General features: G+C 62.1%; 13 protein-coding genes and 3 pseudogenes. 8 read left to right on the top strand and 8 right to left on the bottom strand.

The annotated features are described in order from the left end of the window. Positions 1-2: 2 nt before the first annotated feature. Genes AUC70_RS16970 through petA form a run of 3 tightly spaced genes read right to left on the bottom strand, consistent with a single transcriptional unit; the run spans position 3 to position 2,712 of the window. Entirely contained in the window at positions 3-839 is an 837-nt protein-coding gene (locus AUC70_RS16970; protein WP_069443304.1) for a cytochrome c1, read from the bottom strand. Then, positions 839-2,101, bottom strand: coding sequence for a cytochrome b (locus AUC70_RS16965; protein WP_069443303.1), 1,263 nt, complete (start codon positions 2,099-2,101; stop codon positions 839-841). Before AUC70_RS16965 ends, AUC70_RS16970 begins: the two co-directional genes overlap by 1 nt. Before the next feature lie 8 nt (positions 2,102-2,109). Next, a complete protein-coding gene (petA, locus tag AUC70_RS01655; RefSeq protein WP_069443302.1) occupies positions 2,110-2,712 on the bottom strand; it encodes a ubiquinol-cytochrome c reductase iron-sulfur subunit in 603 nt (200 codons plus the stop codon). 360 nt (positions 2,713-3,072) lie between these two features. Between petA and hemF the strand changes: the two are divergent. Then, positions 3,073-3,974, top strand: a pseudogene (gene hemF, locus AUC70_RS01650) (oxygen-dependent coproporphyrinogen oxidase). Between the two features lie 7 nt (positions 3,975-3,981). Here the strand turns inward: hemF and AUC70_RS16960 are convergent. Further along, a complete protein-coding gene (locus AUC70_RS16960; RefSeq protein WP_158007326.1) occupies positions 3,982-4,137 on the bottom strand; it encodes a hypothetical protein in 156 nt (51 codons plus the stop codon). Between the two features lie 406 nt (positions 4,138-4,543). Between AUC70_RS16960 and AUC70_RS01645 the strand changes: the two genes are divergently transcribed. The 3 genes from AUC70_RS01645 to AUC70_RS01635 all read left to right on the top strand — a co-directional run bounded on the left by AUC70_RS01645 (position 4,544) and on the right by AUC70_RS01635 (position 6,783). Beyond that, on the top strand, positions 4,544-4,762 hold the full coding sequence (locus AUC70_RS01645) for a cold-shock protein (protein ID WP_045368201.1): 219 nt from the start codon (positions 4,544-4,546) through the stop codon (positions 4,760-4,762). Positions 4,763-5,025: 263 nt separating this feature from the next. Then, entirely contained in the window at positions 5,026-5,436 is a 411-nt protein-coding gene (locus AUC70_RS01640; RefSeq protein ID WP_069443420.1) for a BA14K family protein, read from the top strand. 390 nt (positions 5,437-5,826) lie between these two features. Continuing rightward, complete coding sequence (locus AUC70_RS01635; RefSeq protein ID WP_069443301.1) at positions 5,827-6,783, top strand: fatty acid desaturase family protein; 957 nt, start codon at positions 5,827-5,829, stop codon at positions 6,781-6,783. Between the two features lie 125 nt (positions 6,784-6,908). Here AUC70_RS01635 and AUC70_RS01630 read toward each other — a convergent pair whose 3' ends face one another. Then, a complete protein-coding gene (locus AUC70_RS01630; RefSeq protein ID WP_069443300.1) occupies positions 6,909-7,550 on the bottom strand; it encodes a class I SAM-dependent methyltransferase in 642 nt (213 codons plus the stop codon). 86 nt (positions 7,551-7,636) lie between these two features. Between AUC70_RS01630 and AUC70_RS01625 the strand changes: the two genes are divergently transcribed. Then, a complete protein-coding gene (locus tag AUC70_RS01625; RefSeq protein ID WP_069443299.1) occupies positions 7,637-8,539 on the top strand; it encodes a LysR family transcriptional regulator in 903 nt (300 codons plus the stop codon). Between the two features lie 163 nt (positions 8,540-8,702). After that, complete coding sequence (locus AUC70_RS01620) at positions 8,703-9,125, top strand: CBS domain-containing protein (protein ID WP_069443298.1); 423 nt, start codon at positions 8,703-8,705, stop codon at positions 9,123-9,125. Between the two features lie 90 nt (positions 9,126-9,215). On the opposite strand, the gene AUC70_RS01615 is transcribed toward AUC70_RS01620, so the two are convergent. The 3 genes from AUC70_RS01615 to AUC70_RS01605 all read right to left on the bottom strand — a co-directional run bounded on the left by AUC70_RS01615 (position 9,216) and on the right by AUC70_RS01605 (position 11,144). Beyond that, positions 9,216-10,154: a diguanylate cyclase gene (locus AUC70_RS01615; protein ID WP_069443297.1), complete on the bottom strand. Its 939-nt coding sequence runs from the start codon at positions 10,152-10,154 to the stop codon at positions 9,216-9,218. Positions 10,155-10,288: 134 nt separating this feature from the next. Further along, positions 10,289-10,780 (bottom strand): DM13 domain-containing protein, encoded by a 492-nt coding sequence (locus AUC70_RS01610; protein ID WP_069443296.1) that lies wholly within the window; start codon positions 10,778-10,780, stop codon positions 10,289-10,291. Between the two features lie 97 nt (positions 10,781-10,877). Beyond that, positions 10,878-11,144 (bottom strand): usg protein, encoded by a 267-nt coding sequence (locus AUC70_RS01605; RefSeq protein ID WP_069443295.1) that lies wholly within the window; start codon positions 11,142-11,144, stop codon positions 10,878-10,880. Between the two features lie 253 nt (positions 11,145-11,397). Between AUC70_RS01605 and groES the strand changes: the two are divergent. Together groES and groEL are read left to right on the top strand one after the other, a co-directional pair. Then, positions 11,398-11,714 (top strand): annotated as a pseudogene (gene groES, locus AUC70_RS01600) (co-chaperone GroES). A gap of 105 nt (positions 11,715-11,819) precedes the next feature. Further along, a pseudogene (groEL, locus tag AUC70_RS01595) lies at positions 11,820-12,709 on the top strand (chaperonin GroEL); the annotation flags it as partial.

Genomic DNA, 12,709 nt, shown 5'->3' with positions numbered 1-12,709 from the left:
TCCTAGGTATCGGTCTTGGCTGCGGTCTTGGCTGCGTGCTGAGCCGCGTGGTCGCGCCTGTGGATCGGGGCCCAGACCACCCTCTTTGCGAGGAACATGATCACCGCGAAGACGATCAGGAAGATCATGATCCGCGCGCCGGTCTTGTAGCGTTGTTCCAGCGTGGGCTCGGCCGCCCACATCAGGAAGGCGGACACGTCCTTCGCGTAGTTCTTGACCGTGGGCTCGGTGCCGTCCGTGTACTCCACGACGCCGTCCGACAGCGGGCTCGGCATGGCAATCTGATGACCCGGAAAGGCAGCGTTGTAATGCATGCCCTTGCTCATCTTCATGTCGTGCGGCGCGTCCTCGTAACCGGTCATCAGCGCGTAGAGATAGTCCGGCCCGCCGGGGCGCGCCTTGGCGATGACCGACAGGTCCGGCGGAAGAGCCCCGCCATTGGCGTTACGAGCGGCCTGCTCGTTCGCATAGGGCGCCTTGAAGCGATCGGATGGCTTGGCCGGACGCAGGAACATCTCGCCCTTGTCGTTGGGGCCGTCCGAGATCTGGGCCTGGGCCGCGAGCGCCTTGACCGCCGCTTCCGAGAACTGAGGACCGCCCGGCTGCCCGAGATTGCGGTAGGACAGCAGGTCCATCGAGTGGCAGTTCGCGCAGACGAACTGATAGACCTTGTAGCCGCGCTGCAGCTGCGCCCGGTCGAAGTGACCGAAGGGCGGCCCGAACGACCACTCCTGCGCTTCTATCGCCGTGCCATGGCCGTCATCTGCGGCATGGGTGATGCCGGGAAGCGCGATGGCGAGAACCGCAATGGCGGCAAACAGTTTCATGACGTTCCGCATCACGCAGTCCCCCCGCTGGCGCTCGTATCCTTCTTTCCGAGCACCGACGAGGTGATACTGCCCGGCAGCCTCTTCGGTTTCTCGATCAGTCCGACGACAGGCATGATGATCAGGAAGAAGGCGAAGTAGTAGAAGGTGCAGATGCGCCCCCAAAGAAGCTTCCAGCCTTCCGGCGCCTGCGAGCCGAAATAGCCGAGCGCGATGCAGCAGATCACGAACAGCCAGAAGAACCATTTGAAGATCGGCCGGTAGCTGACGGAGCGGATGCGCGACGTGTCGAGCCACGGAATGAAGAACAGCACCACGATCGCGCCGATCAGGCCCATGACGCCGAGCAGCTTGTCGGGAATGGCCCGCAAAATCGCGTAGAACGGCAGGAAGTACCATTCGGGCACGATGTGCGGCGGCGTCTGCAGCGGGTTGGCCGGGATGTAGTTGTCCGTGTGACCGAGATAGTTCGGCGCGTAGAACAGGAACACACCGAACAGAAGGCAGAACAGCACGACCGCGAAGCCATCCTTGATGGTGAAGTAAGGATGGAACGGCAGCGTGTCGGCCTTCGTCTTGACGTCCACGCCCGTGGGATTGTTGCTGCCCGGAATATGCAGCGCCCAAATGTGCAGAACCACGACGCCCGCGATGATGAACGGGAACAGATAGTGGAGCGCGAAGAGCCGGTTCAGCGTCGGCTCGCCCACCGAGAACCCGCCCCAGATCCACTGCACCAGCGTCGTGCCGAGCCCCGGGATCAGGGTGTCAAGCGAGGTGAACAGGTTGGTGATCACCGTCACCGCCCAGAAGCTCATCTGACCCCAGACCAGCGAGTAGCCCATGAAGGCCGTCGCGATCATCAGGAACAGGATCAGCACACCGAGCATCCACAGGATCTCGCGCGGCGCCTTGTAGGACCCGTAATAGAGCCCGCGGAACGTATGGACGAAGGCGGCGAAGAAGAACATGGAGGCGCCGACGGCGTGCGTGTAGCGCAGCAGCCAGCCCCAGTTCACGTCGCGCATGATTTTCTCGACGGACTCGAACGCACCGTCCGTGGTCGGCACATAGTGCATGGCGAGCACGATGCCCGTCACGATCTGCACGGCCAGCATGAAGCTCAGGATCGCGCCGAACGTCCACCAATAGTTGACGTTGCGCGGCATCGGGAAGACCCCGAACTGGTCGTACATCAGCCGCGGAACGGGCAGACGCGTGTCGAGCCAGCGCTCAATGCCGGTCGAGGGCTTGTAAGTCGATTCGTGCGCCATGATCCGCCCTATCCGATCTTGATTTTGGTGTCAGAGGTGAAGGCGTAAGGCGGGATGTACATGTTCTCCGGCGCCGGACCTTTGCGAATGCGGCCCGCCGTGTCGTACTGCGAACCATGGCAGGGGCAGTACCAGCCGCCATACTCGCCCTTGTACGAGCCGACCGACTGGCCTTGCGGAATGCAGCCGAGATGGGTGCAGATGCCGATCATGACGAGCCAGGGCTCTTTGTCGGTCGCGGCCCGGTTCGTGTCGGTCGCGGGCGCCGTGTCCGCCAGATTGGCGTTGCGCGCCAACTGATCGGGCAATTCGCTCAGCTTCACGTCCTTGGCCGCCTCGACTTCCTCGGCCGTGCGATGGCGGATGAAGATCGGCTTGCCGCGCCACATGACCGTGATGGCCTGGCCTTCTTCGACAGGCGCAAGGTCCACGTCGATCGAGGCCAGCGACAGAGTCGAGGCATCGGGGTTCATCTGATCGAGCAAGGGCCACAATACGGCCGCGCCGCCAATGGCCGCAAAGGCCCCGGCGCCGATCAGGATCACGTCGCGCCGGGACGGATCGTCGTCATCTACAAAGGAAGGATCGGTGGAACTGTCTGAATTGGCCATGAAGCCAAACGCTCCTAATTTGATGGAGCCGAAGAGAGCAAAAGCCCAGCCTCTCGGCTCTCTTAGTTATGGCACGGTGCGTGCCGAAATTCTGTTGTTGCCCAACAAAAGGGCACCCAGCGTGCCGCAGGCTTGTTATTGCCCAGCCACGCGCTGCGGTGCAACGCGATTCATGGCGGTTTTCTGTCATTGCGGTGGGATGTTGTCCAGCAGACACAGTGGTCAAATTGGCGCAGGTAATTCCTGATGAAGATCAAGGGGGCGCCAATGGTGGCAACGACATGATGCATCCATGTGACGGATACGAACCGGTAAGGTAGATGGATCATGCAAGAAGAAAACGTCATCGAACGGGAAGTCATGGACGCGCAAGGATCGGAAAAACCCACGTCGAAGAACAACTTCGAAGCCAATAAGGACCGGGCGAGCCGCTGGTTCGAGGAGCTGCGCGACCGCATGCTGGCCGCGCTCGAAGCCGTCGAGGATGCGGCCGAAGGGGCGCCCGGCTGCGAGGGCAAAGAGGCCGGCCGCTTCACCCGCACCCCGTGGACCCGCGAGGAAGGCGGCGGCGGGGTCATGTCCCTGATGTCGGGCCGCGTGTCGAGAAGGTCGGCTGCCACACATCCACAGTCCACGGAGAATTCCCGAAGGAGTTCGCGGGCCAGATCCCGGGCGCGGCAGAGGATCCCCGTTTTTGGGCGAGCGGCATGTCCTTCATCGCTCACCCGACCAATCCCAACGCCCCCACGGGCCACATGAACACGCGCATGGTGGTGACCTCGAAGGGCTGGTTCGGCGGCGGCGGCGACCTCACCCCCGTGCTGAACCGGCGGCGCGTCCAGGAGGACCCGGATGCGTTGGATTTTCATGCGGCCATGAAGGCCTCTTGCGAGGGCCAGCCGTCCGCCGATTACCGACGCTTCAAGGACTGGTGCGACGAGTATTTCTACCTCAAGCACCGCAAGGAGCCGCGCGGCATCGGCGGCATTTTCTACGACTATCTGGATACGGGCGACTGGGAGGCGGACTTCGCCTTCACCCAGGACGTGGGCAAGGCCTTTGTCGGCATCTATCCGGAACTGGTGGCCCGCAATATCGGCACACCCTGGACCGAGGAAGACCGCACCGAGCAGCTGATCCGGCGCGGGCGCTATGTGGAGTACAACCTGCTCTACGACCGGGGCACGATCTTCGGGCTGAAGACCGGCGGCAATGTGGACGCGATCCTGTCCTCCATGCCACCCCTGGTCATGTGGCCTTAGCGGCGCCCTACCCCCGGATACCGGCGTACATCAGCGGAGTGTTGTCGGCGAACTGGCTGGCGGCCTGGGCGTCGGCGAGGATGCCGGCGGCGATCGCGATGGCTGCGAGAGCGACAAACGCCAGCGCGAAACCTGCGATCTTCTTCCCCGTGATGTTCCCCATAACCTGTTCCCTTCCTTGGCACCGGCGCGCGTCCTTTCCGCGCGTCGTAGGAACAGTTTAGTGAGGGGCGGCTGAACCCAATCTGAGAGGGCCGTTCATCTGCCGTACAGGTTTTGGTTAACGCCCCGGAAACCCTTTGCCCGCAAGGGTCAGCGGCCTGGGAGCGGCTCAAAAACGCTTGCCAAAAGTGCCAGAATGCCGCATGTTTAGGGGCACCGGGCGCCTGCTGTTGGGCGTGGACGAAGACGACGGTAAGCGACGAACGTAGCCAAGAGCACGACCCTTTCCTGACATCTGAAGACGCCATGGGCTTCTTCCTTGGGGGACTCCTTAGAGAACGCCTCAAGCGAAGGGGTCATGTGGCCCGTTATTTTAAAACTAGCGAACGGGAAAGGACTCCCCCGAAATGTCTCGTGTCAATGGCACCGTCAAATTCTTCAATCACACTCGCGGCTTCGGCTTCATCGAGCCGGAAGACGGCGGCAAGGACGTGTTCGTTCATGCTTCCGCTGTGGAGCGCGCTGGCATGCCGCCCCTGAACGAAGGCGACAAAGTCTCCTTCGAGATCGAGGACGACCGCCGCGGCCGCGGCAAGCAGGCAGCGAACATCCAGGCTGCGCAATAGCGCCTAGGACTGCCCAACTGCATATCGCCGCGCGCTTCTAAGAAGCGCCAGCAGGCTTTAGAGAACCGCCGGCCCCACACGGGGCCCGGCGGTTTTTTCTTGCCCGCAAGGGAACTTAGCCAGCCCGCCAACGTTCAGGCCAGGTTCATGTGTCCGCCCCTAGAGTGCCATGAACGGGGGGCAGATTGCCCCACGGATCTGGGGGGTCTTTCAACCTTCACGGCGCCCGGAGGCAACGGCGCCACATCCGAGGAACAGACATGATGGGTCGGAAATCGTATTTTGCATTTGTCGCTGCGCTCGTCGCAGTCTTCGCTCTGGTGGCGGCGGCTCCGGCGGAAGCCGGACGCGGCCATGGCCACGGTCATGGCAAGGGTTGGCGGGGCGGCCCCGGCGGTCCCTACGTCCAGAACAACTATTACGGCCGTCGTGGCGGCGGCAGCAATATCAACGCGCTCGGCGCCGGACTTGTCGGCCTTGCCGCCGGCGCGGTGATCGGCAGCGCGCTTACCCCCAAGGAGGTCTACGTGACCCCGCCGGCGCGGCCCGTGGGCTACCGTCCGGAGCCCTGGACGCAGGATTGGTATGCCTACTGCTCGTCCCGCTACCGGAGCTTCAATCCTCGGTCGGGGACTTTTGTCGGCTACGACGGATACGAGCATTTCTGCCGCTAGATCCATCGGTTGAACCCATATCGATTGATGCAGCACAGCCCGCCGGACCACAGCCGGCGGGCTGTTGCAGGCGCGCCACATGGAATTTCCCGCGGGGCCGTGCGCGGCACGGCTTGCGCCAATCGAGATCGCACTAACGTGCTGATTTGGTTTGCTGGTTTCTTTTCATCAACCCTTAATGACACTGACATTCATTGCGTCTTGAACGCGATGCCGTCACGGCCCAAAATTACGAACGTGTCCGAACGCGTTCAGCGCGGCTTGCCATATTTTGTTGCCAGCCGCCGTGTTTTGTTGTCTTGACGCAAAGTCGTATCGCAACGCCGCGACTACCGTCTTGACGGTGTTAGAAAAAATCGAAGCTCAAGAATCCGAGGACTGTTGCAGCCCATGTCCGTTTCCGTTGTCGCCGAACCCGCGATCACTGAAATCTCCCGCGACCAGCCAAACGCCCCAGCAGACCGAGAAGCCCTAAAGAAGATCCGGCCCTATCAAGGCATGGTGGCCTGGCCGACCGTGTTTCTGGCGATCGGCATCGTGGCATCGTTCGTGGCCGTGTGCACGCTGGGAACGCTCGGCATCATCCCCCTCTGGCTCGGACTGATCCTCAACAGCCTCATTCTCTACGCGGATCAGACGCCGCTGCATGAGGCCTGCCACGGCAATATCGCCGGCAAGCACTCTCGCTATCTATGGCTGAACCATCTCGTCGGCTATGTGTGCGGCACGATCCTGCTGCACGAATACAAGGCCTTCCGCTACATGCATCTGGCGCATCACCGGGAGACGAACGATCCGGAGCTCGATCCCGACCATTGGGTCGCGGTGAACAACCCGTTCCTGCTCGTTTGGCGTTGTCTGACGATCGTGTTCGTCTACCACAACTATTTTTGGCGCCACATTGCCTTCCATCCGCAGGTCCCGGGCATGCGCAGCCTCTCGATCCAAATCGCCCTGATGAACGGCCTCTACTACGCGGTCATCATCGGGCTCTGCGTGATCGGCTATTGGCGCGAAGTTCTGATGCTGTGGGTCCTGCCGCACATTTTCGCGTCGGCGCTCATCATCTACTTCTTCGCCTATCTGCCCCATAAGCCGCACAAGGTGCGCGAACGCTATCGCGACACGAACGTCTTCTGGGTGCACGGCAAGATCATCGAGCCGGTCGTGGACTGGCTCTACCTGTTCCAGAACTTCCACCTGATCCATCACCTGTTCCCGCGCATCCCCTTCTACAAATACAAGGATGCGTTCGCGGATCTGCGGCCGGTTCTGGAGAAGGAACACGCGCACATCTACGAATACGATTTCGGCCCGCACCGCGAAGCCGCAACGGAAGCGCGCTAGCGGCGCACATGCCTCATCGCGAATATGAAAATAGCCGGGCCTGAACCCGGCTATTTTTTTAACGCAAAGACACTGGGCGTCAGGAACACACTTGGCGTCAGTAGGAGACCTGGCGCCTGATGAGATCAGGCGAGCTTGCGCGCGACGATGAAGGGCACGGAGACATCGGTCACGAAGTGCCGCGTCTCGAGGATCTCGAATCCGTGCGCCTCGATCTGCTCCCTGAGTTCCGCCTCGCGTTGGAACCGGACATAGGGCGCCTTTCCCAGAGCCTGCAGGATCGGCAGAACGATCTTCATCAGCCGCCACTTCAGCGGCGCCTTGGGACCGAGGCCGCAAAAGGTCTTGGAGATGAACAGACCGCCGGGCTTCAGCACGGAGGCGATCCGTTTCAAGTCCTCGTCGAGCGTCGGCAGCAAGTGCAAGAGGTTGAAGCCGAGAACCGCATCGAACGGCGTGTTCTTATCGGCGATCTCGCCGACGGCTGCGGTCTTGAAGGCGACATTGCGCGCGCCCTTTTCGAAGGCCTTCTCGCTCGCGATGCGGATCATGCCGCTGGAGACATCGCTGCCCACATATTCGCGGACGTTGTCGCAGAGACGCAGCGCCGTGCTGCCCGTTCCGCAACCCACTTCCAAGACGCGCTGATCCTCGTCCAGGTAGTACCGCGTACGATCGAGCGTGGCGTTATAGGCCGCCTCGTTCGCGATCGGCTGTTTTGAATATTTCTCCGCCTGGGCGTCCCAGAACTGTGCTGCGTGAACCATGAATGGGCTCCTTTCGTGAACGCAGAGTGCCATGCAAATCTGAAATGTGAATTGTCAAAATTCGCAGTTTGTGTATGCAAATTTGCATGAACTGGCAGGCCATCTCCTTCGACTGGAATCAGGTCCGTGCCTTTCTCGCGACCGCCGAGGAAGGCTCGTTCTCCGGCGCGGCCCGGGTCCTGGGGCTGACGCAGCCGACTCTTGGCCGTCAGGTCGCGGCGCTCGAGGAGGATCTCGGCGTCATGCTGTTTCAACGGATCGGCCGCACGCTCGAACTGACCCCTTCGGGCCTTGAGCTTCTCGATCATGTCCGGGTCATGGGCGACGCGGCACACCGCGTCTCGCTGGCAGCGTCCGGACACAGCCAGGCCATCGACGGCGTGGTCCGGGTGACCGCGACGAACATGTATGCGGTGTACTTCCTGCCGCCCGTCATCGAGCGCCTGCACGAACTCGCGCCCAACCTGGAAATCGATATCGTCGCCTCGAACGAGCTGCGCGATTTGAGGCGGCGCGAGGCCGATATCGCGATCCGCCATGTGCGCCCGCATGAGCCGGACCTTGTCGGGCGGCTCGTCAACGAAAGCGACGGCAGCCTCTACGCGTCGAAGCGCTATCTCAGCAAGTACGGACGCCCCCGCTCGCCGGCGGACCTGGAGGGGCACTACTTCATCGGCAGCAACAACCAGCAGGAGATGGTGAACTATCTCGGCCGGTTCGGCATCTCGCCCGCACGGGAGAACTTCCGGTTCGGCACAGACTGCGCCCTCGTCATGTGGGAGATGGCGCGCCAGGGCTTCGGCATGTGCCTCATGGCCGCCGCCGTCGCCGCCAGGACACCGGGCATGGAACCCGTCTTTCCGGACATGGCGCCCATGAGGTTTCCGACCTGGCTCGTCGCGCACCGGGAGCTCTACACAAGCCGCCGCATCCGCCTCGTCTACGACACGCTGGCTGAATTTCTCTCGAACCAGAGTGAGCATCCCTGAGAGCGCGGAGATCCTAGCGTTTGGCCCATCGTCGGCGGCACAGCCGGCTGGGGCTGCTGTCGCCGACTGTGGCATTAGGCAGTACCCGCACCTTGTTCCGCATCAATGTGTCGCAGCCGCAAAACGTGCTAGCCTCCTCGGTTCCTGAAGATTGGAGGGCACCATGACCAACAGAAGGCTCGCCGACATCTTGGGGGACCAGAGGCTCCTGGCACTCAGGGAGCATGCACCAGTCCGGGAAGCCTGCCAGTGCATGTGGGAGCGTCGCAAGGGGTCGGTCCTCGTGATCGATCAAGACAGCCGGCTCATCGGCATTTTCACCGGCCGCGATGCCGTACGCGTACTTGCCGAAGGCAAGAGCGCCGACGCCACGCCCCTGATCGAAGCGATGACGCCCAACCCTGTGACCGCGCGTCCCGCGGCCAGCGCCGTCGACGCCCTGCGCACCATGAGCGACCGGGGCATCCGCCACCTTCCCGTGGTGGAGAACCACACGATTTTCGGGGTCGTCTCCCGAAACGACTTCAAGGGCATGGAGATCGATCGCCTCGATGAAGACGATCATCTGTCGGAATGTCTCCGCTGAGCCCCAGGCTCCCGCCTGCTGTACGCCGGGGTGTCGCAGGCGCTTGACGCGCCGGCCCTAGGACGCTTCGGCCCGGCAGCGCTTCACACCTCACGCACTCCGCGAGGACGCAGGCTGGTGGCCGTCCATGGCTGGATCCCAGACGAGCGCTCGGTTTCGCCCCGCGGCTTTCGCGGCGTAAAGCGCCTCGTCGGCGCGGGCGATGGATGTCTCCACCAAAACACCCGGCTCAAGGCGCGTGACGCCAAAAGAGGCCGTCACGTGAACAGGCTCGTCTGACCCGATATCTTGGGGAACGCCCGCGAGCTCACCACGGAGCCGATCGATGATGGCCAACCCCTCTTCGATCGTGGTCTCAGGCATCACGACCACGAACTCTTCGCCGCCATACCGGAACAGCTGATCGTAAGGCCGCAAGCCGCGCGCCATGTGGTGCGTACACGCCTTCAGGACATGGTCGCCCGCGGCATGTCCGAACGCGTCGTTGACGGCTTTGAAGTGGTCCAGATCCATCATCGCGACACAGCAGGATTGCGCGCAGCGCTCCACGAGGGCTTGCTGCTCGCGCAGTCTCGACAGGAGGCCAAACCGTCCAGGCACGCCCGTCAACGGATCGACCGCCTGAAGCGCATCCTCCATGACTTGTCTCAGCGCGGCGATTTCCAGTCGCATGTTCTTGAGCGCGGCGATGAAGCGCTGGTACTGCTGAATCGTGACCCGCTCGCCGGCGGCGGTGGAACGCAACATGTCAGCCGCATAGCAGTGCATCCGCTCATGCGCCGTTCCGAGTTCCGCAAAGCCCGGACGGTTCGAGAGGGCAAGAGGCTGCTTCGCCTCCGAGTAATACCACTGGCCAAGGCGGCACTTACGATGGGGATTGTCGTCGATGTCACGCTCGTCCGGCGGCAGGGCGCAAACGAGTGTGCCCATCAGCGACTCCAGCCACTGATCGTGGTTGTAGCTGCAGCGGTCGAGTTCGGCGATTGCCGCACAGAGTTCGTCAGACGAAAGAGTATCGATAGCCATCATCGCCTCTCGTTAGAAGAGGTTGAACTTGCTTGATACAGGAGCGCCCTATCCAGAACGTTAAGGGCCGTTAACGAGATTTTGCTCTCGCGTCCCAGTTTTCGCTTCGAGCGGCACGTCTCAGCCGCTCGAGAGGATCACGCGCCTTGTTCGAACGTGAGGTCCGCCGGCGAAATCAGCACACCGAATTGCTGACACCAGATGACCACGGACGGAAAGTCCTTGAGGTTGACGCCCGCGGGGATCGCGTAGTTCTGGCTGCCCTTGAAGGCGCGCAGACGCCCGAGGTCCACGTACATCGTATCCTTCACGTCGTCCGACGACCGAATATCGGCCTTGGGCACCAGATAGACGTGATAGTCGGGGCCGGGCCCGACCTCGAAGTCTTGGCCGAGAAACACCGTCTTCGGATAAACGCTGACGTCGCCTTTGCCGTAATGGACGGGGTCTGACGGATTGGCGTGGATGAACGTGCCCTTGGCGACGAGCGCGCCCGCCTCATTGCGGTTGAGTGTCTCCATCGCGTCCGGCGGCGGGAACAGGTACGGGAAGAAGAAGATGCCGAGGCCGAGGCCCAGCACCAGCCCGATCAGAATGCCGGAAAAGAATCCTTTGATGAATCGCCACATGTCGCCCCTCCCAATGCCCCACGACCGCACCTAGCGCGGTTGGGAGCTTGCCATGGTGTGGGCATGAAGGCGAGCGGCGGATGCCGGACTAGCGACCCTAGTGGACCTGTAATTCACCCGCGACGAAGCTGAACTCCGTGGGCGAGATCAGCGCCTTGTGCGCCACGCGCACCCGGTAGAGCGGCCCGTCCAGACTGGTGCGCCAGAAATCCAGGAACTCGGAGAGCCGCGGGAAGCGCGGCGCGAGATCGAAATCCTGCCAGACGTAGCTCTGCAGAAGCTCCCGGTGGTCGGGCAAGCGGTAGAGAATTTCGGCCGTGGTGAGAGAATACCCAGCCATTTGATTGGCGAAGGCCTGATCCATCGGTTCTCGTCCCCCATTTTCGTCGCGTTCTTGACTCGTCGATGCTAGGACCGTCCCGCACCCTCGTCCAGACGATTTATTGAGCAATATCAGCATATTGGCAGCACACGACAGGGAGTGCTGATTTTTTGGCACTCCCACCTTGAAAGTGCCAAGAAGCCCATCTACATAGCGTGCGAGAGGGACCCGGTTCTCGGGTAACGCCCTCGATTCACGACAATTTTTGGACAATCTCTCTGGAGGAGTAAGCAAGATGAAGTTTCGTCCATTGCATGACCGCGTCGTTGTGCGCCGGATCGATGAGGACGAACGGACCGCTGGCGGCATCATCATTCCCGACACGGCCAAGGAAAAGCCGCAGCAGGGTGAAGTCGTAGCCGTGGGCCCGGGCGCGCCGACGACAAGGGTCAGGTTCAGCCGCTCGACGTCCAGGTTGGCGATCGCGTGCTGTTCGGCAAATGGTCGGGCACAGAGGTCAAGATCGACGGCGACGACGTTCTCATCATGAAGGAGAGCGACATTCTCGGCGTCCTCGAAGGAGCCACCGCCTCGAAGAAGAAGGCCGCGTAGGCAAGAGACTGGCCGATCGGCCAATCGCAGTCTGTTCTGCCGCTTGAGCGCTGCCGCAAACGCGGGGCGGGGCAAGCGGACAAAGTTTCAAGGAGTGAAAACCACATGTCTGCAAAAGATGTGAAATTTGGCCAAGACGCGCGCGAGAAGATGCTTCGCGGCGTCGACATTCTGGCTAACGCGGTCAAGGTGACGCTCGGCCCCAAGGGCCGCAATGTCGTCCTCGAGAAGTCGTTCGGCGCGCCCCGCATCACCAAGGACGGTGTGACGGTCGCCAAGGACATCGAGCTCGAGGATAAGTTCGAGAACATGGGCGCCCAGATGGTGCGCGAGGTTGCTTCTAAGACGGCCGACGAGGCCGGCGACGGCACCACCTCCGCCACAGTCCTCGCCCAGGCCATCGTCAAGGAAGGCGCGAAGTCCGTCGCCGCCGGCTCCAACCCGATGGATCTGAAGCGCGGCATCGACCTCGCCGTCGGCAAGGTCGTCGAGGCGCTGAAGGAGAAGGCCAAGAAGGTAACTTCCAACGACGAGATCGCCCAGGTCGGCACTATTTCGGCCAATGGCGACGCAGAGATCGGCCGTTTCATCGCCGAAGCCATGCAGAAGGTCGGCAATGACGGCGTGATTACCGTCGAGGAAGCCAAGAGCCTCGACACCGAGCTCGAGGTCGTCGAGGGCATGCAGTTCGACCGCGGCTACCTCTCCCCTTACTTCATCACCGATGCCGACAAGATGCGTGTCGAGTTGGAGAACCCCTACATCCTCATCAACGAGGCGAAGCTCTCCAATCTTCAGTCCATCCTGCCGCTGCTCGAAGCGGTTGTGCAGTCGGGCCGTCCGCTCCTCATCGTCGCTGAAGACGTCGAGGGCGAGGCTCTGGCCACGCTCGTGGTCAACAAGCTGCGCGGCGGCTGAAGGTCGCGGCCGTCAAGCGCCGGGCTTCGGCGATCGCCGCAAGGCCATGCTGCAGGACATCGCGGTCCTGACCGGCG

The organism is Methyloceanibacter stevinii (assembly GCF_001723355.1).
Lineage (GTDB): Bacteria > Pseudomonadota > Alphaproteobacteria > Rhizobiales > Methyloligellaceae > Methyloceanibacter > Methyloceanibacter stevinii.
The sequence above is the reverse complement of the archived record's forward strand: the minus strand, read 5'-3'. Positions and strand labels throughout refer to the sequence as shown.